The organism is Streptomyces sedi (assembly GCF_006335015.1).
GTDB lineage: Bacteria > Actinomycetota > Actinomycetes > Streptomycetales > Streptomycetaceae > Streptomyces > Streptomyces sedi.
This window is the reverse complement of sequence record NZ_VDGT01000020.1, coordinates 96,227-115,126: the sequence shown is the minus strand read 5'-3', so window position 1 is coordinate 115,126 and position 18,900 is coordinate 96,227. Positions and strand designations below refer to the sequence as shown.

Genomic DNA, 18,900 nt, shown 5'->3' with positions numbered 1-18,900 from the left:
CGCCGCCGGGCCGTTCCCCCGTGCCCGTCCCCACCATCCCCCCACGAACCGATCGAGGAGTCCCCGTGTCTTCCCTCCCGCCACCGCAGCCCCCGACGCCCCGCCGTCCCCCCGGGGTCTCGCGTCGCGCCACGCTCGTCGGCCTGGCCGCCGCCGTGGTCGCCACCGTCGGCGCGACCCACGCCCCGGCCACCGCGGCACCGGCGCCGCAGAGCCCGCCCCGCCGCCCGTCGACCCCGCGCACCGGCACGCCGATCACCCGTGCCGACCCGGTGCTGGGTCCGAACGTCACGGTCTTCGACCCCTCCATGCCCGCCGGCGACATCCAGGCCACCCTGGACGCGGCCTTCGCCCAGCAGGAGACCGCGCAGTTCGGCTCCGGACGCTTCGCGTTCCTCTTCAAGCCCGGCCACTACCAGGACCTGGACGTCAACATCGGCTACTACACCCATGTCGCGGGGCTCGGCCGCTCGCCCGACGACGTGGACATCACCGGCTGGGTCCGGGTGGAGGCCGACTGGTTCGAGGGCAACGCCACCCAGAACTTCTGGCGCGCCACCGAGAACCTCTCCGTCACCCCCTGGGACGGCTACAACCGTTACGCCGTCTCCCAGGCGGCGCCCATCCGCCGCGTGCACGTCAGAGGCGAGATGCCGCTGTGGAACGGCTACGACGGCTGGGCCAGCGGCGGGTTCCTCGCGGACAGCAAGGTGGACCGCGTGGTCTCCGGTTCGCAGCAGCAGTGGCTGACCCGCAACAGCGAACTGGGCGAGTGGGCCGGCTCGGTGTGGAACATGGTCTTCGTCGGCGTCGACGGCGCCCCGCCCCACCACTTCCCCGATCCCTCGCACACGGTCGTGGACACCACGCCCTGGGTCAGGGAGAAGCCCTACCTCTATCTCGACGGCGACGACTATGCCGTGTTCGTGCCCGACCCGCGCCGCGACTCCCGGGGGACCACCTGGGCGAACGGCCCGACGCCCGGCACCTCCGTCCCGCTGAGCGCCTTCCATGTCGCGCACGAGGGCGACGACGCCGCCTCCATGAACGCCGCGCTCTCCGAGGGCAGGCATCTGCTGGTCACCCCCGGCGTCTACCGGATCGACCAGACGTTGGAGATCACCCACCCGGGGACCCTCGTGCTCGGCCTGGGCCTGGCCACCCTGGTCCCCGAGGGCGGAGTCGACGCGATCCACGTCGCCGACGTGGACGGCGTCCAGCTGGCCGGCCTCCTCGTGGACGCCGGCGAGGACGGCTCCCGGACGTTGATCGAGGTCGGGGAGGAGGGCTCGACGACCCGCCACCAGGAGAACCCGATCCATCTGCACGACGTCTTCTGCCGAATCGGCGGCGCCCATCCCGGATCGGCCGAGGTGAGTCTGCTGATCCACGCCCACGACACGGTGGTCGACCATGTCTGGCTCTGGCGCGGCGACCACGGCGAGGGCGTCGGCTGGGACGTCAACCCGGCCCGCAACGGCCTGGTCGTCAACGGCGACCACGTCACCGGATACGGTCTCTTCGTCGAGCACTACCAGGGCCACCAGGTCATCTGGAACGGGGACCACGGGCGCACCTACTTCTACCAGTGCGAACTGCCCTACGACCCACCCGACCAGGCGTCCTGGATGAACGGCGACGAGCTGGGCTGGACCGCCTACGTCGTCTCCGAGGGCACCACGGCCCACACCGCCTACGGGCTCGGCGTCTACAGCCTGATGCTGGAGGACGCGCACATCACCACCGAGCGGGCCATCGCCACACCGGCGGGGGACGGGTTCGACTTCACCAGCATGGTGATCGTCTCGCTCGGCCAGCTGGGCGTCATCAACCACGTCATCAACGATCTCGGCGGCCCCGCCGGCCCGGAGCTCAACGACGGCATCTTCTATCTGGAGAGCAACTGACCGCGGGCCGGGGGGCGTTCGGTCGGTCCCACCGTTCCACCGCACGCCCCTCGGCCCCGCTCCACCGACCCCGCCCCGTACCGCTGAACCCTTGCCGTTCCGTGTCTCCGGCGGGAGCCCCGACTCGGGTAGGGTGGTCGGCGACTTCACAGGCAACGGGTGCGGAAGCGCCCGGTGGGACGAGGGAGGTGAGCCCGATCACCGTTCGGTCGGCACGGGCACTCCCGCCCCGCGGGGTGGCTCCCAGGCGGTGAGACGCCGCCGGGGGTCAGGGGTGTCCGACACGCTTGAGAGGCTCTGATGTCGGTTCCACCCCCTTTCTCCCCCTCTGTTTCTTCCCTTCCCTCGCTCCCCGCCGTCGTGGCCCGGCTGCGGGCGGCGGGCTGCGTCTTCGCCGAGGACGAGGCCGCCCTGCTGGTGGCGGGCACCGGCGGCGGGGAGGCGCTGGCCGCCTCGGTCGCCCGCAGGGCCGCCGGCGAACCGCTCGAACACGTCCTGGGCTGGGCCGAGTTCGCCGGTCACCGCGTGGAGGTCGGGCCGGGCGTCTTCGTGCCCAGGCGCCGCACCGAGTTCCTGGTGGAACGCGCGGTGCGGCTCGCCCGTTCGCCCGCCGTCGCGGTCGACCTCTGCTGCGGCTCGGGCGCCGTGGGCGTGGCCCTTCTGGCCGCCTGGGAGCATGTCGAACTCCACGCCGCCGACCTGGACCCGCGCGCGGTGGCCTGCGCCCGACGGAACCTGGGCCCGGCCGCCGTCGTGCACGAGGGCGACCTCTACGCACCGCTGCCGACACGGCTGCGCGGCCGGGTGGAGGTGCTCGTCGCCAACGCGCCCTACGTTCCCACCGACGCCGTCGCCCTGCTGCCCACCGAGGCCCGCGTGCACGAGCCCGCGACGGCACTGGACGGTGGCGCCGACGGGCTGACCGTGCTGCGCCGGGTGATCGCCGGTGCCGCGCGTTGGCTGGCGCCCGGCGGGAGCCTGCTCGTGGAGTCCAGCGAACGTCAACGTCCCGCGCTGCTGGACGCGTTGGGCGCCGGCGGCCTGTTGCCCAGCGTTGCCCACTGCGCGGAGCGCGAGGCGACGGTGCTGATCGGCCGGCGGCCCGACGCGGGTTAGCGCTGCTCGCCGAGCACGGTGGGCCGCACGGCGGCCCACCGCAGCGAGTGCCGGATTCCGTCGGTCAGGGGCAGCCGTGCCCGCCAGCCGAGCAGCCGCTCGGCCCGGTCGCAGCGGGTGCGGGCGCCGGCGGAGTCGCCAGGGCGGCGCTCCGCCTCGACCGCCTCGATCGGACGGTCGCTCACCTCGTTATAGGCGGCGAGTAGTTCGCGCACGGTGGTGCCCGTTCCGGTGCCGAGGTTGATCACCGTTGACCGGGTGCCGTCGGCGAAGAGTCCGTCGAAGGTATCCAACGCGGCCAGATGCGCGGCGGCCAGATCCCAGACATGGACGTAGTCCCGCAGCCCGGAGCCATCCCTGGTCGGATAGTCGGTCCCGGTGATCCGGAACGGCCGCCCCTCCTCGCCCGCCAGGATCATCTGCCCCAACGCGTGGCTGGGCCGGGGGAGTTGCAGCCCGGTGCGCAGCTGGGGATCGGCGCCGACGGGGTTGAAGTAGCGCAGCGAGAGCACCCGCAGCGGGCTGCCCGCCGCGATGTCGGCGAACATCCCCTCGCAGACCGCCTTGGTCCTGGCGTAGGGGCTCAGCGGCTCGATCGCCGACTCCTCGTCCACGGTCAGGTCCTCACCCGCCCGGTAGATCGAGGCCGAGGAACTGAACACCATGCGGTGGCAGCCGTTGCGCAGCAGATGCCCCGTGAACTCCAGGCTCTTGGCCACGTTGGCCCGGTAGTAGCCGATCGGGTCGGCCACCGAGTCGGGCACCACGATCAGCGCCGCGCAGTGGACCACCGCGCCGATCTCCGGGTGCTCGGCGAAGATCCGGTCCACCAGCGGCCCGTCGGCGATGTCCCCCTCGTAGAACGCGCGTCCCTCGGTGAACTCCCGCCGCCCGGTGACCAGGCTGTCCAGCACCACCGGGGTGATCCCGCGGTCCAGACAGGCCGAGGCGACCGTGCTGCCGATGTACCCCGCACCCCCGGCGATCAGGACCTTCATCACGCACCCCTTCGTCGACGTCCGAAGCTCCCCAACCTACCCGCGGCCCCCGGCGGGGAGCGCGCGGGCCGCGCGTGGCAGGATCGGCGACCGTTCGCCGCGAAAACCGTTCGCCGGCGGTGTGCGTCGGGTGGCAACGTCCGGAGCATGGCACCGCAGTATCAGATCCGCGCCGACTACGACCGCGAGACGATCGTGGTCTATCAGGCGTACACACCGGCGATCGCCGAACCGGCGCTGCGCGCCGGGCACTTCGTCGCGCCGTTCTCCTTCCACCGGATGACCTGGATCAAGCCCTCGCTCGCGTGGCTGACGCACCGCAGCAACTGGGCCACCAAGCCCGGCCAGGAGCGCGTCCTCGCGGTCCGGATCAGCCGCGGCGGCTGGGAGGAGGCCCTGTCCCGGGCGGTGCTGACCACCACCCGGGACAGGGCCGCCCTCGCCCGCGCCGACGTCCATGTCCAGTGGGACCCGGAACGCACGCTGCGCGGCGCCGCGGAGAACCGGTACAGCATCCAGGTCGGTATCGGGCGCGCCCTGATCCGCGCCTTCAACGACGACTGGATCACCGGACTCACCGACCTCACCCCGAAGGTCCGCAGGGCCGCCGCCCTGGTCCGCGACGGCCGGCAGGCCGAGGCCCGGCGCCTGCTCCCGCCCGAACGGGCCTACCCGCTGCCCGGGGAGCTGGAGTCGCGGCTGTGCCGGGGGAGTTGACCAGTCGCGCCTGATGTGTTGTCTCGGCAGGTTGGTGACACGCGTGCTGGGTCCGTGAACGGCGCGGCCTCGGCGCGGCCGAGTTCCGGAGGCGCCGGGCGGTGGAACGGTCCGCGACGCCGCCCCCGGTCCGGGACCTCGTGGTCCGGCCCCGGCGCCCGAGAGGGGCGGCCGGGGCCGTCGCGGGGGAGTGGCGGGTCGCGTCAGGACGCGTAGACGCCGAACTCGTAGAGCGAGTAACCCCACCCGGTGCCGCGTTCGGTGCCCAGCACCCGGACATAGCGGCCGGTGGCGTCGACCGCGGCGGTCTCCACGCCGCCGGCGCCGTCGGTCACGGTGTGGACCGGCGTCCAGTCCTGGGCGTTCTCCGAGACCTGGACCTCGTAGGCGCGGGCGTGGGAGGTCTCCCAGTAGAGCTGGACGGTGTCGAAGCGGGTGCTGGCGCCCAGGTCGACCTGGAGCCACTGCGGGTCCGACCAGTCGCTGGCCCAGCGGGTCCCGTCGTCGCCGTCCGTGGCGTGCTCCGGCAGGAACGGCGCGCCGTCGCCCTCCTCCTGGAAGGTGGAGGCGGTCGTCTCGGCGCCCAGCGCCAGATTGGTGCCGTCGACCGGCGGGGGCACCACGTTGACCGACGTTGCCTCGATGCCGAGGTTGCCCTGGCCGTCGCGCGCCGCCAGATAGACCTTCCACGGCCCGGGGCGGCCGGGCGCCGTCACCGTGAGGGTGCCGTCGCCGTTGTCGCGGAAGTCGGCCGGCGTCAGCGCGCCGTTGTCGTCGATGTACTTGCTGTTGACCAGCACCTCGTATGTCGGCGTGTCGCCGTCCGGATCGTTGACCGAGGCGCTCAGCGTGAACTCCGAGCCCGCCGGGACCGAGGTGCGGTCGCCGCCCACGGCCAGGTCGGTGATCACCGGTGGTGTGTTGGCCGGGGCCTGCCCGCCGAACAGGTCGGCGACCGCGTAGTACGAGAGCCGCTTCTCACCTCCCGGCAGCAGGTTGAACCAGACCCCGCCGAAGTCCTCCTCCACGCCGTAGTGGAAGAGGGTGCCGCCCAACGCGACGCCCTCGTGGTCCATCAGGCAGTCCCAGGCGGCGCGGTAGCCCTCGGCCTTCGCCACGTCCGTCGGCTCCTCGGGAACGCCGTTGACGTCGTCGTCGACCTCCCACTCGCCGGCCGGTCCTCCCTCGGTCAGTATGTAGGGCCGGTCATATCCGCCCTCGATCCACGCCTGCTGTATTCCGCAGACCGCGTCATAGGCGTTGACCTGGAACAGGTCGAGGTCGGGGGAGTGCGCCTCGTAGTACTCCCAGGCGCCCACCCAGGCGTCGGTCGAGGTGACCGGGTGGTCGGGGTCGAGCGCCTTGATCTCCAGCGCCGCGTCGTTGACGAACCGGGTGTACGCGACCCGCTGGGCCTCCAACTCCGTGCCCTCGTAGCAGTTCTGAAGGCCGAGCACGGACTCGTTGCCGACGCTCCACATCAGCACGCCCGGGTGGTCGCGGTACTCCGCCACCCAGGTGTTCATGGCGGCGAGCTGCTCTCCCTTGTAGTCGTGGTCGTTGACGTAGTCCACGCAGCCGCCGCTGCCCGGGCCGCCGCCCGGCTGGAGCCAGAAGCCGGCGATGACCCGGATGCCGTTGGCCGCCGCGGCGTCCAGCAGCGGACGGCTGCTGGCGTCGGTGCCCCAGGTGCGGGTGGTGTTGGCGCCCATGGACGCGAGGTCGGGCATGTAGCTGTCGGCCTGGTCGGCGGGCGGGCCCCACGTGAGCCCCTCCACGACGTAGGGCTCCCCGTCGACGGTCAACTGCCAGTCGCCGTCGCCGCCGGCCACCTCCACGACGCTGGCGGCGGTCAGGGCGGGGTCGGGGTCCGCGCCCTCCTGCCCGGCGGAGGTCGCGGCGGTCGCGGCCTGGTGCGTCGCCGTGAGGACGCCGCCCAGCAGCGCCAACACGGCGCCGACGACGGCGACCGGCCGTCCGCGACGTCTTCCGGATGCCGAGGACGACGTCTCTTTACTGGTCAGCACACCTTCTCCTCACACGGGGGGACGGCTGTCGCGCCTCTCCCCGGAAACCACGAGGGAACGGGACGGGAGAGCGCTCTCCGCAGCAGAGTGGCGGCATGGACGGGGCATGTCAACGGGCCGGACGCGGTTCCGGATCGGGCAGGGTCGGCTTGTCGGTCCGCCCCCGAGCGCGCGGACCCGCGCGGGGCGTCCGCTCAGGCGGACTGCCGTGCCACCAGCGCCGGTTCGAAGATCACCGAGGTCGGCCGCGCCCCCGGCTGGTCGACGCGTTCCAGCAGCAGCCGGGTCATCTCGGCGGCCATCTCCTCGACGGGCTGCCGCACCGTGGTCAGCGCCGGACGGCAGGAGAGCGCCGCGCTGCTGTCGTCGAACCCCACGACGGCCACGTCGTCCGGTACCGCGCGCCCCCGTTCGCGCAGCACATGGAGAGCGCCCTGGGCCATCAGGTCGTTCGCGACGAACAGCCCGTCGACCTCCGGGTGCCGCTCCAGCAGCGCGGACATGGCGCGTTCGCCGCTTTCCAGGGTGAAGTTCCCCTCCTCGCACGGCACATACGGGTGGCCGTGCCTGGCCAGGGCGTCGCGGAAGCCCGCGAGCCGGTCCTGGCTGGCGAGCACGTCGAGCGGGCCGGTGATGCTGGCGATGTGCTGCCGGCCGCGCGCGACGAGGTGGTCGGCGGCGAGCCGCCCGCCGTCCCGGTGGGCCAGGTCGACATAGCTGACCGGCACCGGGCGCGGGGGCCTGGCGAAGAGCACACAGGGCACCCCGGCGGCCACCAGCGTCTCCGGCAGCGGGTCGTCGGCGTGGATGGAGACCAGCAGCGCGCCGTCGGCGTGGCCCTGCCGCAGGTAGCTGACCACCTGCTTCCTGGCGTCAGTCGAGTCCGCCAGCATCAGCACGGGATGCATCGCGCGCCGCCGCAGGAAGTCGACGACCCCGGCGCTGATCCGGCCGAAGAACGGGTCGGCCAACAGCTGCCCGCGGAACGGGGTCCCGGGCCCGTCCTCATCGCCCGCCTCCCCTCCCTCGTCGGCGCCGGCGCCGGAGACCACCAGCGCGACCGTGTCCGCCCGGCGGGTGACCAGGGAGCGCGCCGCGCGGTTGGGGACGTAGCCGGTGGTGGCGATCGCCCGGCGCACCACGTCCTGGATCGAGGGGTCGACGTTGCGGATGCCGTTGATCACGCGGGAGACGGTGGCGCGGGAGACCCCCGCCTCCCTGGCCACGTCCTCCAGCGTCGGGGAACCCTTGGCCGCGCGGTCGCTCATGGTGGCCTTTATAACACACCCAGAGAGCGCTCTCCCGGGTGCGCTTCCCGGCTCTCCGCGTTCCGGGGCGCTCGTTCGCGCCCCCTCGGCACGCCGGCCCCGGCTCACTTCGCGGGATGTCGCGCGGGAGGTCAGCGCGAGGTCAACGGGCGTCGACGTTCGGTAGGTTGATCTTCACCGAGGGGGAACGACAGATGGCCGACCAGGCGAGGAAACAGACGGTGCGCGACCTGCGGCGCGCCAACCGGGCGGCACTGCTGCTCCAGCTCTACCACCACGGGCCGCTGAGCCGCCACGAGTTGGGACTGGCCACCGGCCTCGGCTCCGGCACGGTCAGCAACGTCACCGGGGGGCTGCTCGCCGACGGGCTGCTGGTGGAGGCCGGTTCCGTCGACTCGGACGGCGGGCGCCCGCGCATCCTGCTGCGGGTCGCCCCCGACCACGGTCGGCTGGTGGGCGTGGACGTCGGCGAGACCGGGGTCCGCGTCGCGCTCTACGACCTCGCGCTGACCGAGCTGGCCAGGGCCGAGTTCCCGCTGCGCGACGGCGGTAGGGACGTGGACGCGGCGGTCGGCCACATCGGCGCCGGCGTCGCCGCGGTGCTGCGGATGGCGGAGGTCGCGCCCGACGCGCTGCTGGGCGTGGGCGTCGGGGTGCCCGGCATCGTGGAACGCGCGCCGGGCGTGGGCGCCGTGGTGCACGCCGTGACGGTGGGGTGGGACGCGGTCCCGTTGGAGTCGTTGTCGCGGGACGCGGTCGGGCTGCCGTCCGGCGTTCCGTTGCTGGTGGCCAACGGCGCGCGCACCTTCGGCCAGGCGGAGATGTGGCACGGCGCCGGTCGTGGCAGCCGGGACGCCGTGATCGTGCTGTGGGGCTCCGGCGTCGGCGCCTGCATCGTCGCGGACGGCGTGCCCTACGGGGGAACGGGGTCGGCGGCCGGAGAGTTCGGCCACACCACGCTGCGGCTGGGCGGCAGGCGGTGCCGCTGCGGTGCCTCCGGCTGCCTTGAGGCGTATGTCGGGGCGTGGGGGCTGGTGGAGCGCTGGAAGGAGACCGGCGGCGCGGTCGGCGGCGCCGACCACGAGCGGGAGGTGTCGCGGCTGCTGGAGGCGGCCGAGTCGGGGGACGGGGGAGCGCGAGAACTCCTCGACGAGGCCGCGGAGTTCCTCGGCGCGGGGATCTCCGACCTGATCAACCTCTTCAACCCCGAGCGGATCGTGGTCGGCGGCTGGGCCGGCCTGGCGCTCGGCCCCCGGCTGCTCCCCGAGGTGCGCCGCGTCGCCGACTCCTGCGCGCTGCCGCACCCTGCCCGGCGCAGCACCATCGAGCTGGGGCGGCTGGGGCCCGACGCGGTCACCGTGGGCGCGGCGACGCTGCCCCTGGCCGACTTCCTCGCGGGTGGCGGCAGTCGGGAGACGGAACGGCGCGGACGTCGGGCCGCGGCGCTGAAGTAACGGTGATGAGGCGGTGAGGCGGTGACGGGAGCGGCGTCGGCCGGGCCACGGGCCACGGACCGACGCCGCCGAGTCCGTTCAGACCGGGGTCTCCTCGCCGTGCACCAGGACCCAGACCACCTTGCCCTCGGCAGTGGCCTCGAAGCCCAGCTCGTCCGCCATCTCGCGCAGCAGCCACAACCCCCTGCCGGCCTCGGCCGTCCAGTCGGGGAGCGTGATGGTCGGGAGCGTGGCCAGCCGGTCGTGCACGGCGACCCGCACCGACTCGCCGTCCCAGCCCAGCTCCAACCGGCAGTGCGGGTCCGGGACATGGCGGGCCACGTTGGAGAGCAGCTCGGTGACCCCGTGGAGCACCACCTCGGTCACCGCCTGAGGCTGTTCCCACTCCCGCATGGCCAGCGCGGCCAGCCGCCGGAAGCGCGCCAGGTCCTCCCGACGGGCCGTCAGCAGCCAGCTGTGGCCGCGTCGTCGGGTGCCGGTCCCCTCGCTGGTGAGTCTGGTAGGCATCGTGAACCCTCCGGTTGCCGCACGGGAGTCAGGGAGTGACTGCGCTGTGTTTGTCTCGCACCCTGCCCCTCACGCGTGGCAGTCAGTGAAGAATTCAGCTGCACGTGTGCCGTTCATATCACTCGAAGGAGTGGCTGAGTTGACGGACCCTCAGCTCGATGGTCGGGGCTTGCGCTGGTGTTCGGCTCCGGGAGGACCTTCGGTCGAGAAGGGGGTGCTCCAGTCGTTCCCGAGCGCCGTGTTGAGCAGAGCGTAGTGCGACTCGCCGACACGCTCCAGGGAACGCGCGGTGCCGTTCGGATCCCGGCTCCACCGCGACGCCGCCTGGAGGGTCGCCGAACCGAACGCGCCCGTGAGCAGCCCGGGTCGGGGGTCGTCCGCCGGGAGTCCGCGCTGGGTGCGGATGGCCTCGGCGACGCGGCCGTGCTGTTCGAGAGCCAGCCGCGTGCTCACCCAGCGCGCCGTCTCGTCCCTGCCCATCACCCGCAGCGCGCGCAGCGCCAGCTGCCGGTCCCGCGGCGGCGCGGACCGCAGCGCGGAGGAGACCGTGCGGCGCAGGCTCTGCAGCGGTGCCTCGTTGACCGGCCGACGCGCCAACTCCTGCCGGAACACCACGTGCATCGCCCGCAGCGGTTCCAGGATCACGTCCTCCTTGGACGGCAGATGGCGGAAGAAGGTGCGTTCCGACACGTCGGCTCGGCGTGCTATTCCGCTGACCGTGGTCTCCTCGTAGCCCTGGGTCAGGAACAACTCAAGGCCCGTGTGGAGGAGTCGGTCCTGGACGTCGCGCCGCCGCCGTTCCCTCAACCCCATGGGAGACCGCTCTCCCGCACTCTTCGCTGTCATGCCCGCATCGTAAGCGGCGCGCCTCTCCGGGTGACTGTCGGTGCCTCCTGCCACAATGCACAACGCGGCGCAGGGCGCGCCGGGAAAGCGGAGCGAGATTGTGAACGAGCCTGTCGCAGGCCGGTCCATCGAGGGTCGGATCGCCGAGGAGCTGGGCGTCCGGGAGGGGCAGGTGAGGGCGGCTGTCGACCTGCTGGACGGCGGTTCGACGGTGCCGTTCATCGCCCGCTACCGCAAGGAGGTCACCGGCGCGCTGGACGACACCCAGCTGCGCACCCTGGAGGAACGACTGCGCTATCTGCGCGAGTTGACCGAGCGGCGCGAGGCGATCCTGGAGTCGATCAGCGCCCAGGGCAAGCTGGACGACGCGCTGGCCGCGCGCATCCGCGCCGCCGACACCAAGGCCAGGCTGGAGGACATCTACCTCCCGTACAAGCCCAAGCGGCGGACCAAGGCGCAGATCGCCAGGGAGGCCGGCCTTGAGCCGCTGGCCGACGGGCTGCTGTCCGACCCCTCGGTGGCGCCGGCCGCGGCTGCCGCCGCCTTCGTGGACGCCGAGCGCGGGGTCGCCGACGCGGACGCGGCGCTGGCCGGCGCGCGCGCCATCCTCACCGAGCGCTTCGGCGAGGACGCGGACCTCATCGGGGAGCTGCGCGAACGGATGTGGACCGGCGGCCGGTTGGTCTCCCGGGTCAAGGAAGGCAAGGAGGCGGAGGGCGCCAAGTTCTCCGACTACTTCGACTTCTCCGAGCCGTTCACCGAGCTGCCCTCGCACCGCGTGCTGGCCATGTTCCGGGGCGAGAAGGAGGAGACCCTGGAGCTGGTCCTGGAGCCGGAGCCGGCGGGGGAGGAGAGCGAGGGGCCCTCGGCGTTCGAGCGGGCCATCGCGCACCGCTTCGGCGTCGCCGACCGGGGCCGGCCGGCCGACGCCTGGCTGGCGGAGACGGTCCGCTGGGCGTGGCGCACCCGCATCCTGGTGCATCTGGGCATCGACCTGCGTTCCCGGCTGCGCACCGCGGCGGAGGACGACGCGGTCGGCGTCTTCGCCGCCAACCTGCGCGACCTGCTGCTGGCCGCCCCCGCCGGCACCCGCGCCACGATGGGGCTCGACCCGGGGCTGCGCACCGGCGTCAAGGTCGCGGTGGTCGACGCCACGGGCAAGGTCGCGGCGACCGAGACGGTCTACCCGCACGCGCCGCAGCGCCGCTGGGCCGACGCCCTGGACACGCTGGCCGCGCTGGTCACGGCGCACGGCGTGGAGCTGATCGCCATCGGCAACGGCACGGCGTCCCGCGAGACGGACAAGCTGGCCGGCGAGTTGATCGCCAGGCTCGGGGAGACGGGCGTCACCCGGATGATGGTCTCCGAGGCCGGGGCCTCGGTCTACTCGGCCTCCGCCTACGCGGCGAGGGAGCTGCCGGAGCTGGACGTGTCGCTGCGCGGCGCGGTCTCCATCGCCCGTCGACTCCAGGACCCGCTGGCCGAGCTGGTCAAGATCGATCCCCGTTCGATCGGGGTCGGTCAGTACCAGCACGACCTGTCCGAGGTGAAGCTCTCCCGCTCGCTGGACGCGGTGGTCGAGGACTGCGTCAACGGCGTGGGCGTCGACGTCAACACGGCGTCCGTGCCGCTGCTGGCCCGGGTCTCCGGCATCGGCACCACCCTCGCGGAGAACATCGTGGCCCACCGCGACGGCAACGGCCCCTTCACGGGCCGCGTCGCGCTGCGGCAGGTGCCCAGGCTGGGGCCGAAGGCGTTCGAGCAGTGCGCCGGCTTCCTGCGGATCAGGGACGGCGAGGACCCGCTGGACTCCTCGGCCGTCCACCCGGAGGCCTACCCGGTGGTGCGCCGCATGGTGAAGGCGACGGGCGGCGACGTGGCCTCCCTGGTGGGGAACGGCTCGGCGCTGCGGGCGCTGCGCCCGGCCGACTTCGTGGACGACACCTTCGGGCTGCCGACGGTCACCGACATCATCGGGGAGCTGGAGAAGCCCGGTCGTGACCCCAGGCCCGCGTTCCGCACCGCCCGGTTCAAGGAGGGCGTGGAGAAGCTCGGGGACCTGGAGCCGGGGATGACGCTGGAGGGCGTGGTCTCGAACGTGGCGGCCTTCGGCGCGTTCGTCGACGTCGGGGTCCACCAGGACGGCCTGGTCCATGTCTCGGCGATGTCGCGGAAGTTCGTCTCCGACCCGCGCGAGGTCGTCAAGCCGGGGGACATCGTCAAGGTCAAGGTGCTGGACGTGGACGTGCCGCGCAAGCGCATCTCGTTGACGCTGCGGCTGGACGACGAGCCGGGCGCCGGCCGGGAGCGGGGCGAGCGCGGGGAGCGCGGGGGCGCGCCCCGGCAGCGCGACCGGCGCGACGGCGGCGGTGGCGGCAACGGCGGTGGCGGGGGGCGCCGCGGCGGCGGTCAGCGTTCCGGTGGCGGCGGTGGCGGCGGTGGCCAGCGTTCCGGTGGCGGCCAGCCGTCGAACAGCGCGATGGCCGACGCGCTGCGCCGGGCGGGCCTGGTGCGTCCCGAGCGGGGGCGCCGCTGACGACACACCCGCGCCGCACGGCGGTTGACGGGCATCCACACGGCCGGGACCTTCGGGTCCCGGCCGTTTCCGTTGTGAGTTGTCCCGCAGTTCCTTGCCAGACTGGCGAGTAACAACCTACGGTACCGTAACCTACGGTGTCGTAAGTATCTTTGGAACCGCGCGGGAGATCATGTGACCCTCGACCCAGCCCACCCCACCGGTAGATCGGGCGACTGGACGGACGCCAAGCTGATCTATGCGTTGGAGGAGGTCGTCGAGACCGAGTTGAACCGCCATCTCAAGGCGGCCAAGGACTGGATGCCGCACGAGTACGTGCCCTGGAGCCAGGGGCGTGACTTCGACGGCCTGATGGGCGGCGAGCCCTGGTCCCTGGAGCAGTCCAAGGTGACCGACGTCGGGCGCACCGCGCTCGTGGTCAACCTGCTGACCGAGGACAACCTCCCCAGCTACCACCACGAGATCGCCACCATCTTCGGTCGCGAGGGCGCCTGGGGTACCTGGGTGCACCGCTGGACGGCCGAGGAGGGCCGCCACGGGATCGTGCTGCGGGACTACCTGCTCACCACGCGGGCGGTGGACCCGGTCCAGCTGGAGAACTTCCGGATGGCCCACATGTCCGAGGGCTTCGAGTCGGACAACGCGCACTCGATGCTGCACTCCGTGGCCTACGTCGCCTTCCAGGAGCTGGCGACGCGTATATCGCACCGCAACACGGGCCGTGAGTCCGGAGACCCGGTCTGCGAGAAGCTGCTGGCGCGCATCGCGACCGACGAGAACCTGCACATGGTCTTCTACCGCAACCTGCTGCGCGCGGCCTTCGAGATCGCGCCGGACCAGACGATGCGGGCCGTGCGCGACGTGGTGGTCGGCTTCCGGATGCCGGGGCACGGCATCCCCGGCTTCGAGCGGGCCGCCGCGCGGATGGCCATCGGCGGGATCTACAACCTGCGTATCCACATGGACGACGTTCTCCAGCCGGTGCTGCGGTACCTCGGCGTGATGGAGATCGCCGGGCTGAGCCCCGAGGGGCAGAAGGCGCAGGAGGAGCTGGGCACGTTCCTCGGGGGGCTGGACTCCGAGGCGCGGATCTTCGACGAGCGGCTCGCCGCCCGTCGCGCCCGGCTGGAGGCGCGCAAGGCGCGCGAGAGCTGAGGGCCGGCTCACCGAGCGGCGCCGTCTCCCGGGCAGGGGTCCGGGGGACGGCGCCGCCGCGTTCCGGCGGCGGAACGCGATTGCCCGCCCCCGGTCCGCTCGTTAGACTTCTCCGCGTCTCTGTCGTCGATGTCGGGAGCTTCGTTGAGGTTCTGAGGTCCATGACACCGCGAGCCCGGTCGGTTCGTGTTCCTCGCCGCGTGTCACGCGGCGACACGAGCGCCACGCTTCTCCGCGGTTGACCTCGGAGGCCACGAGAGACGTCGCCCCTGCCCGTTCCCGGCAGTTCCCGTTTCTGTTCCCCGCCTTCCCCGTCACTCGGCGTCCCTTCGGGCCCGGTGTCTTCTCGCGTTCCGTTGACCACCCTCGGCCCGTCGCCGCGTCGGCGACGCCCGGTACGCACCCCGGAAGGCGCTCATGTCCACCGGTACCACCCATATCTCCTGCCACCGCCTGGTCTACGACTGGCCCGACGGAACCCGCGTCTTCGACGGCCTCGAACTCGCCTTCGGTCCCGGAAGGACCGGGCTCGTCGGCCTCAACGGCAGCGGGAAGTCCACCCTGCTCAAGCTGATCGCCGGCGAGCTGACCCCGGCCGCCGGCTCCGTCCGTGTCGAGGGCGAGGTCGGCTATCTGGCGCAGACCCTCACCCTCGACACGGAGCAGCCCGTCGACCGGCTGCTGGGCATCGCGAGGGCCCGCGCCGCGCTGCACGCCATCGAGGCGGGCGACGGCTCGGAGGCGCACTTCGCCGCCGTCGGCGACGACTGGGACGTCGAGGAGCGCACCCGCGCCGTCCTCGACCAGCTCGGGCTCTCCCACATCGACCTGGACGCCACCGTCGGCCGGGTCTCCGGCGGCGAGGGCGTGCTGCTGCGGCTGGCCGCGCTGCTGCTGCGCCGCCCCGACGTGCTGCTGCTCGACGAGCCGACCAACAACCTGGACCTGCGCGCCAGGGAACGGCTCAACGCGGCGGTGCGCGCCTGGCGCGGCGTGCTGGTCGTGGTCAGCCACGACCGCGAGCTGCTGGAACGCGTCGACCAGATCGCCGACCTGCGCGAGGGGCGGGTGGTCCGTTACGGCGGGACGCTTACCGCCTACCAGGAGGCGCTCGCCGTCGAACAAGAGGCCGCCGAACGGGGCGTGCGTGCCGCCGAGGCCGATGTGCGCCGGCAGAAGCGGGAGTTGATCGAGGCACACGACAAGCTCGCCGGACGGGCGAGGGCCGGCAAGCGGGCCGCCGAGACGGGCGGGCTGCCGAAGATCGTCGCCGGCGCGCGCAAACGGGCCGCCGAGGTCTCGGCCGGCAAGCACCGCATCCTCCACGAGGAACGCCTCTCCGAGGCGAGGGACCGGCTCACCGAGGCCGAGTCGGCCGTCCGCGACGACGACGAGATCCGCGTCGACCTGCCGCACACCGCCGTGCCGGCCAGGCGCCGGGTGCTCACCCTGCGGGAGCTGGAGCTGCGCAACGGCGCCCGCGCCGACCTGGCGGTCGTCGGCCCGGAGCGGATCGGCCTGGTCGGGCCGAACGGCGCGGGCAAGACCACGCTGCTCCACACCGTGGCGGGGCTGCTGGCGCCGGCCGGGGGGCAGGCCCTGGCGCACGTGCCGCTGCGCTACCTGCCGCAGCGGCTGGACGTCCTGGACGGCGCGCTCACCCTCGCCGAGAACGTGCGGGCGCTGGCCCCGACGGCCGAACCGCAGCGGGTGCGGGCCCAGTTGGCGCGCTTCCTCTTCCGCAAGGACGCGCCCGACCAGCGGGTCGGCACGCTGTCGGGCGGGGAGCGGTTCCGCGCCACGCTGGCCGCGCTGATGCTGGCCGACCCGGCGCCGCAGCTGCTGCTGTTGGACGAGCCGACCAACAACCTGGACCTGGCCAGCGTCCGTCAGCTCACCTCGGCGCTCGCCGCCTACCGGGGCGCGCTGCTGGTGGCCAGCCACGACCTGCCGTTCCTGCGGGAGCTGGGGCTGACCAGGTGGCTCTCCCTCGACGAGGGGGAGGTGACCGAGGGCGCGCCGGAGGGGGCCGAGCCCGGCTGAGCCGGCCTCGGCCCCCGCGGGCGGGTCGGGCACCCCTCAGGTGATCTGGCCCGCCTGCAACCGGGAGTAGGCCCCGCCGCGCCGCAGCAGCTCGGCGTGCGGGCCGACCTCCGAGATCCGGCCGTGCTCCATGACCACGATCCGGTCGGCGTTCCGCACCGTGGACAGGCGGTGCGCCACGACGAAGACCGTCCGTCCGCGCATCAGCCGGTCCATCGCCTCCTGCACCAGCGCCTCCGAGCGGGTGTCGAGCGCCGAGGTGGCCTCGTCCAGCACCAGGATGCGGGGGTCGCGGATCAACGCCCTGGCGATGGCGATGCGTTGCCGCTGGCCGCCGGAGAGCCGCGCCCCGCGCTCGCCCACGATGGTCTCCAGCCCCTCGGGGAGCCGCTCGACGAACTCCAGCGCGTTGGCGTCCCGCAGCGCGGCGCGGACGGTGGCGGTGTCCACGTCGGGCATCCCGTAGCCGACGTTCTCCCGGATGGTGCCCTCGAAGAGCACCGACTCCTGGGGGACGACCGACAGGAAGCGGCGATAGCTGCGCAGGTCCAGGGTGCTCATGTCGGCGCCGTCCAGCAGGATGCGCCCCGAGGAGGGGCGGATGAAGCCGATCAGCAGGTTGAGCACCGTGGACTTCCCGGCGCCGGAGGCGCCGACCAGCGCGACGGTCTCGCCCGGCGGCACCGACAGGTCGAAGTCGACCACGGCGGCCGGCCCGTCCCCGTCGTAGCGGTGGGTGACGCCCTCGAACCGCAGGCCGCCCTTGACCTCGTCGACCTGGGCCTTGCCCGTGTTCTCCTCCAGGTCGGGGGCCTGGAGGACCTCGCCGGCCGAACGCACCGACTCCAGGCCCTTGGTGATGATCGGGGCCAGACCCATCAGCATGGTCATCGACCCGGTGAGGGTGGTGAAGAACGTGCTGAGCATCACGACGTCACCGGCGGTGATCGGCAGCCAGGCGTAGTAGGAGATCAACGCGGCACCCGCCAGGAAGCCGATGCCGATCGCGTTGAGCAGGATCCACGCGAGCGCGCCGAAGTGGCCGTTGAGCAGGTCGAGCCGTATGCCGGCGCGGAGCACCTGGCTGAGCGAGCGCTCGACCCGGCCGATGGCCGTCCGCTCCAGCCCGTGCGCGCGAGTGACGGGGATCAGGCTGGTCATCTCGCCGACGCGCGTGGAGAGTTGCTCGACCTGCCTGCGGTACTGCTCGTTCTTGCTGCGCAGCCGGGTGCGCAGCCGGCGGATCAGCCAGGCGGCGGCCGGCACGATCACGATGAACGCGGGCAGCGCGGTCGGCACCCGGAAGGCGATCACCGCGAGGCCACCGGTCAGCGTGATGAGGGCGGCCAGACCCGTGTCGGCGCTCTGCTGGGCGGAGACCTCGATGTTCTCCACGTCCCTGATGACCTTGGTCTGGAGCGCGCTGGCGCTGACGCGGGAGTGGTAGCCGATCGACAGCTCCTGCATCCTGCGGCAGAGCGCGGACCGCAGCCCGGTGCCCACCCGCCGGACGCTGCCGTGCATGCACCGGACATAGAGCAGGTGGGTGGGGTAGTTGAGCATCAGGACGATCAGCAACACCAGGGTGTTGCCGCCGAGTTGGTCGATAGGGCGATGCTCCACCACGATGTCGATGATGTTCGCCGTGACCAGGGGCAGCAGCCACACGGGGCTGTGCTTGACCACGAACGCTAAGAAGGCGACCAGGAGCCGGAGGCGGTCGTCCCGGAAGAGGTAGGCGAGGGTCCGCACCGGGTGTTCCCCCCGGTAGCGATGCTCCAGGGGACCTTGCGGAAGAGCCATGACAGCAGCACTCCAACGTCCAGGGAATCAAGTCGGGATGACCTTGCCCCTGAAGCGTCTCGAACACTCTCCGAAATGACGCCTGGAAGAGGGCTCTGCCCCATTCCTTATGGTTCGCGGCAATTCCTATACTTCGTGATAGTAGGCATGTATGGGAGTGCCTGTACCGAAAGGTACCAGGTGGTCGCCGTCCGGCAGTCCGATTTCTCAACTTCCGTATATTCGCGACACGGTGGTGCTTCTATGCCGGCGCTCACGCCGGTGCGTTGCTTCTCGGCGTTTTCACCACCGTGCGCCCGTCCGGACGGGTGAGCGCCGCGCGGTCCTCGCGAACGCCCGCCCGAGCGGCCGGAGTCCGTGACGCTCCCCGGAGTGAAACGTTGCGCCGGGGGCAAACGATCGTATCGGCCTTCAAGTAGGTCTAAAACGAAGCCTGTTGATCGGAGAACGACCGCTTTCTCGTGAATTTCGTGCACCCGGTCATGTTGCGCTGGCACATGCCAACACTCGACACAGGGGGTTG

The 18,900-nt window shown here is 72.4% G+C and carries 13 protein-coding genes; 7 read left to right on the top strand and 6 right to left on the bottom strand.

The window, feature by feature from the left end; all coding sequences use genetic code 11:
* The first annotated feature begins 65 nt into the window (after positions 1-65).
* Both FH715_RS22805 and FH715_RS22800 read left to right on the top strand, forming a co-directional pair.
* A complete protein-coding gene (locus FH715_RS22805) occupies positions 66-1,907 on the top strand; it encodes an adenylyl cyclase (RefSeq protein ID WP_139648317.1) in 1,842 nt (613 codons plus the stop codon).
* Positions 1,908-2,207: 300 nt separating this feature from the next.
* Positions 2,208-3,023 (top strand): putative protein N(5)-glutamine methyltransferase, encoded by an 816-nt coding sequence (locus FH715_RS22800; protein ID WP_139648315.1) that lies wholly within the window; start codon positions 2,208-2,210, stop codon positions 3,021-3,023.
* On the opposite strand, the gene galE is transcribed toward FH715_RS22800, so the two are convergent.
* A complete protein-coding gene (gene galE, locus FH715_RS22795) occupies positions 3,020-4,021 on the bottom strand; it encodes a UDP-glucose 4-epimerase GalE (protein WP_139648313.1) in 1,002 nt (333 codons plus the stop codon). The genes FH715_RS22800 and galE overlap by 4 nt on opposite strands.
* Before the next feature lie 147 nt (positions 4,022-4,168).
* Here galE and FH715_RS22790 point away from each other — a divergent pair, with 147 nt between their 5' ends.
* Positions 4,169-4,738, top strand: coding sequence for a DUF4291 domain-containing protein (locus FH715_RS22790; RefSeq protein ID WP_139648311.1), 570 nt, complete (start codon positions 4,169-4,171; stop codon positions 4,736-4,738).
* Between the two features lie 203 nt (positions 4,739-4,941).
* Here FH715_RS22790 and FH715_RS22785 read toward each other — a convergent pair whose 3' ends face one another.
* A complete protein-coding gene (locus FH715_RS22785; RefSeq protein WP_139648368.1) occupies positions 4,942-6,690 on the bottom strand; it encodes a discoidin domain-containing protein in 1,749 nt (582 codons plus the stop codon).
* A 269-nt stretch (positions 6,691-6,959) separates the two neighbouring features.
* Positions 6,960-8,033 carry a LacI family DNA-binding transcriptional regulator gene (locus FH715_RS22780; RefSeq protein ID WP_139648309.1) on the bottom strand — a complete coding sequence of 358 codons (1,074 nt, stop codon included), beginning with the start codon at positions 8,031-8,033 and terminating at the stop codon, positions 6,960-6,962.
* 194 nt (positions 8,034-8,227) lie between these two features.
* Between FH715_RS22780 and FH715_RS22775 the strand changes: the two genes are divergently transcribed.
* Positions 8,228-9,487 carry an ROK family protein gene (locus FH715_RS22775; RefSeq protein ID WP_139648366.1) on the top strand — a complete coding sequence of 420 codons (1,260 nt, stop codon included), beginning with the start codon at positions 8,228-8,230 and terminating at the stop codon, positions 9,485-9,487.
* Between the two features lie 78 nt (positions 9,488-9,565).
* On the opposite strand, the gene FH715_RS22770 is transcribed toward FH715_RS22775, so the two are convergent.
* Both FH715_RS22770 and FH715_RS22765 read right to left on the bottom strand, forming a co-directional pair.
* Positions 9,566-9,994, bottom strand: a complete 429-nt coding sequence (locus FH715_RS22770; RefSeq protein WP_139648307.1) for an ATP-binding protein — start codon at positions 9,992-9,994, stop codon at positions 9,566-9,568.
* 150 nt (positions 9,995-10,144) lie between these two features.
* Entirely contained in the window at positions 10,145-10,840 is a 696-nt protein-coding gene (locus FH715_RS22765; protein WP_170184796.1) for a TetR/AcrR family transcriptional regulator, read from the bottom strand.
* Between the two features lie 100 nt (positions 10,841-10,940).
* Between FH715_RS22765 and FH715_RS22760 the strand changes: the two genes are divergently transcribed.
* From FH715_RS22760 to FH715_RS22750, 3 genes are all read left to right on the top strand, one after another.
* The gene (locus FH715_RS22760; protein WP_342782186.1) at positions 10,941-13,376 is read left to right on the top strand and encodes a Tex family protein; all 2,436 of its coding nucleotides are present in this window, start codon (positions 10,941-10,943) and stop codon (positions 13,374-13,376) included.
* A gap of 174 nt (positions 13,377-13,550) precedes the next feature.
* Entirely contained in the window at positions 13,551-14,531 is a 981-nt protein-coding gene (locus FH715_RS22755) for an acyl-ACP desaturase (protein WP_139648300.1), read from the top strand.
* A 417-nt stretch (positions 14,532-14,948) separates the two neighbouring features.
* Positions 14,949-16,574 carry an ABC-F family ATP-binding cassette domain-containing protein gene (locus tag FH715_RS22750; RefSeq protein WP_139648298.1) on the top strand — a complete coding sequence of 542 codons (1,626 nt, stop codon included), beginning with the start codon at positions 14,949-14,951 and terminating at the stop codon, positions 16,572-16,574.
* Positions 16,575-16,610: 36 nt separating this feature from the next.
* Here FH715_RS22750 and FH715_RS22745 read toward each other — a convergent pair whose 3' ends face one another.
* The gene (locus tag FH715_RS22745) at positions 16,611-18,377 is read right to left on the bottom strand and encodes an ABC transporter ATP-binding protein (protein ID WP_139648296.1); all 1,767 of its coding nucleotides are present in this window, start codon (positions 18,375-18,377) and stop codon (positions 16,611-16,613) included.
* Positions 18,378-18,900: the final 523 nt, after the last annotated feature.

Excerpts from the sequence above, each read along its gene's own strand:
- FH715_RS22800 (WP_139648315.1), top strand. The coding sequence starts at position 2,208 with ATGTCGGTTCCACCCCCTTTCTCCCCCTCTGTTTCTTCCCTTCCCTCG.
- galE (WP_139648313.1), bottom strand. The coding sequence starts at position 4,021 with ATGAAGGTCCTGATCGCCGGGGGTGCGGGGTACATCGGCAGCACGGTC.
- FH715_RS22790 (WP_139648311.1), top strand. The coding sequence starts at position 4,169 with ATGGCACCGCAGTATCAGATCCGCGCCGACTACGACCGCGAGACGATC.
- FH715_RS22780 (WP_139648309.1), bottom strand. The coding sequence starts at position 8,033 with ATGAGCGACCGCGCGGCCAAGGGTTCCCCGACGCTGGAGGACGTGGCC.
- FH715_RS22775 (WP_139648366.1), top strand. The coding sequence starts at position 8,228 with ATGGCCGACCAGGCGAGGAAACAGACGGTGCGCGACCTGCGGCGCGCC.
- FH715_RS22770 (WP_139648307.1), bottom strand. The coding sequence starts at position 9,994 with ATGCCTACCAGACTCACCAGCGAGGGGACCGGCACCCGACGACGCGGC.
- FH715_RS22765 (WP_170184796.1), bottom strand. The coding sequence starts at position 10,840 with ATGACAGCGAAGAGTGCGGGAGAGCGGTCTCCCATGGGGTTGAGGGAA.
- FH715_RS22750 (WP_139648298.1), top strand. The coding sequence starts at position 14,949 with ATGTCCACCGGTACCACCCATATCTCCTGCCACCGCCTGGTCTACGAC.
- FH715_RS22745 (WP_139648296.1), bottom strand. The coding sequence starts at position 18,377 with ATGGCTCTTCCGCAAGGTCCCCTGGAGCATCGCTACCGGGGGGAACAC.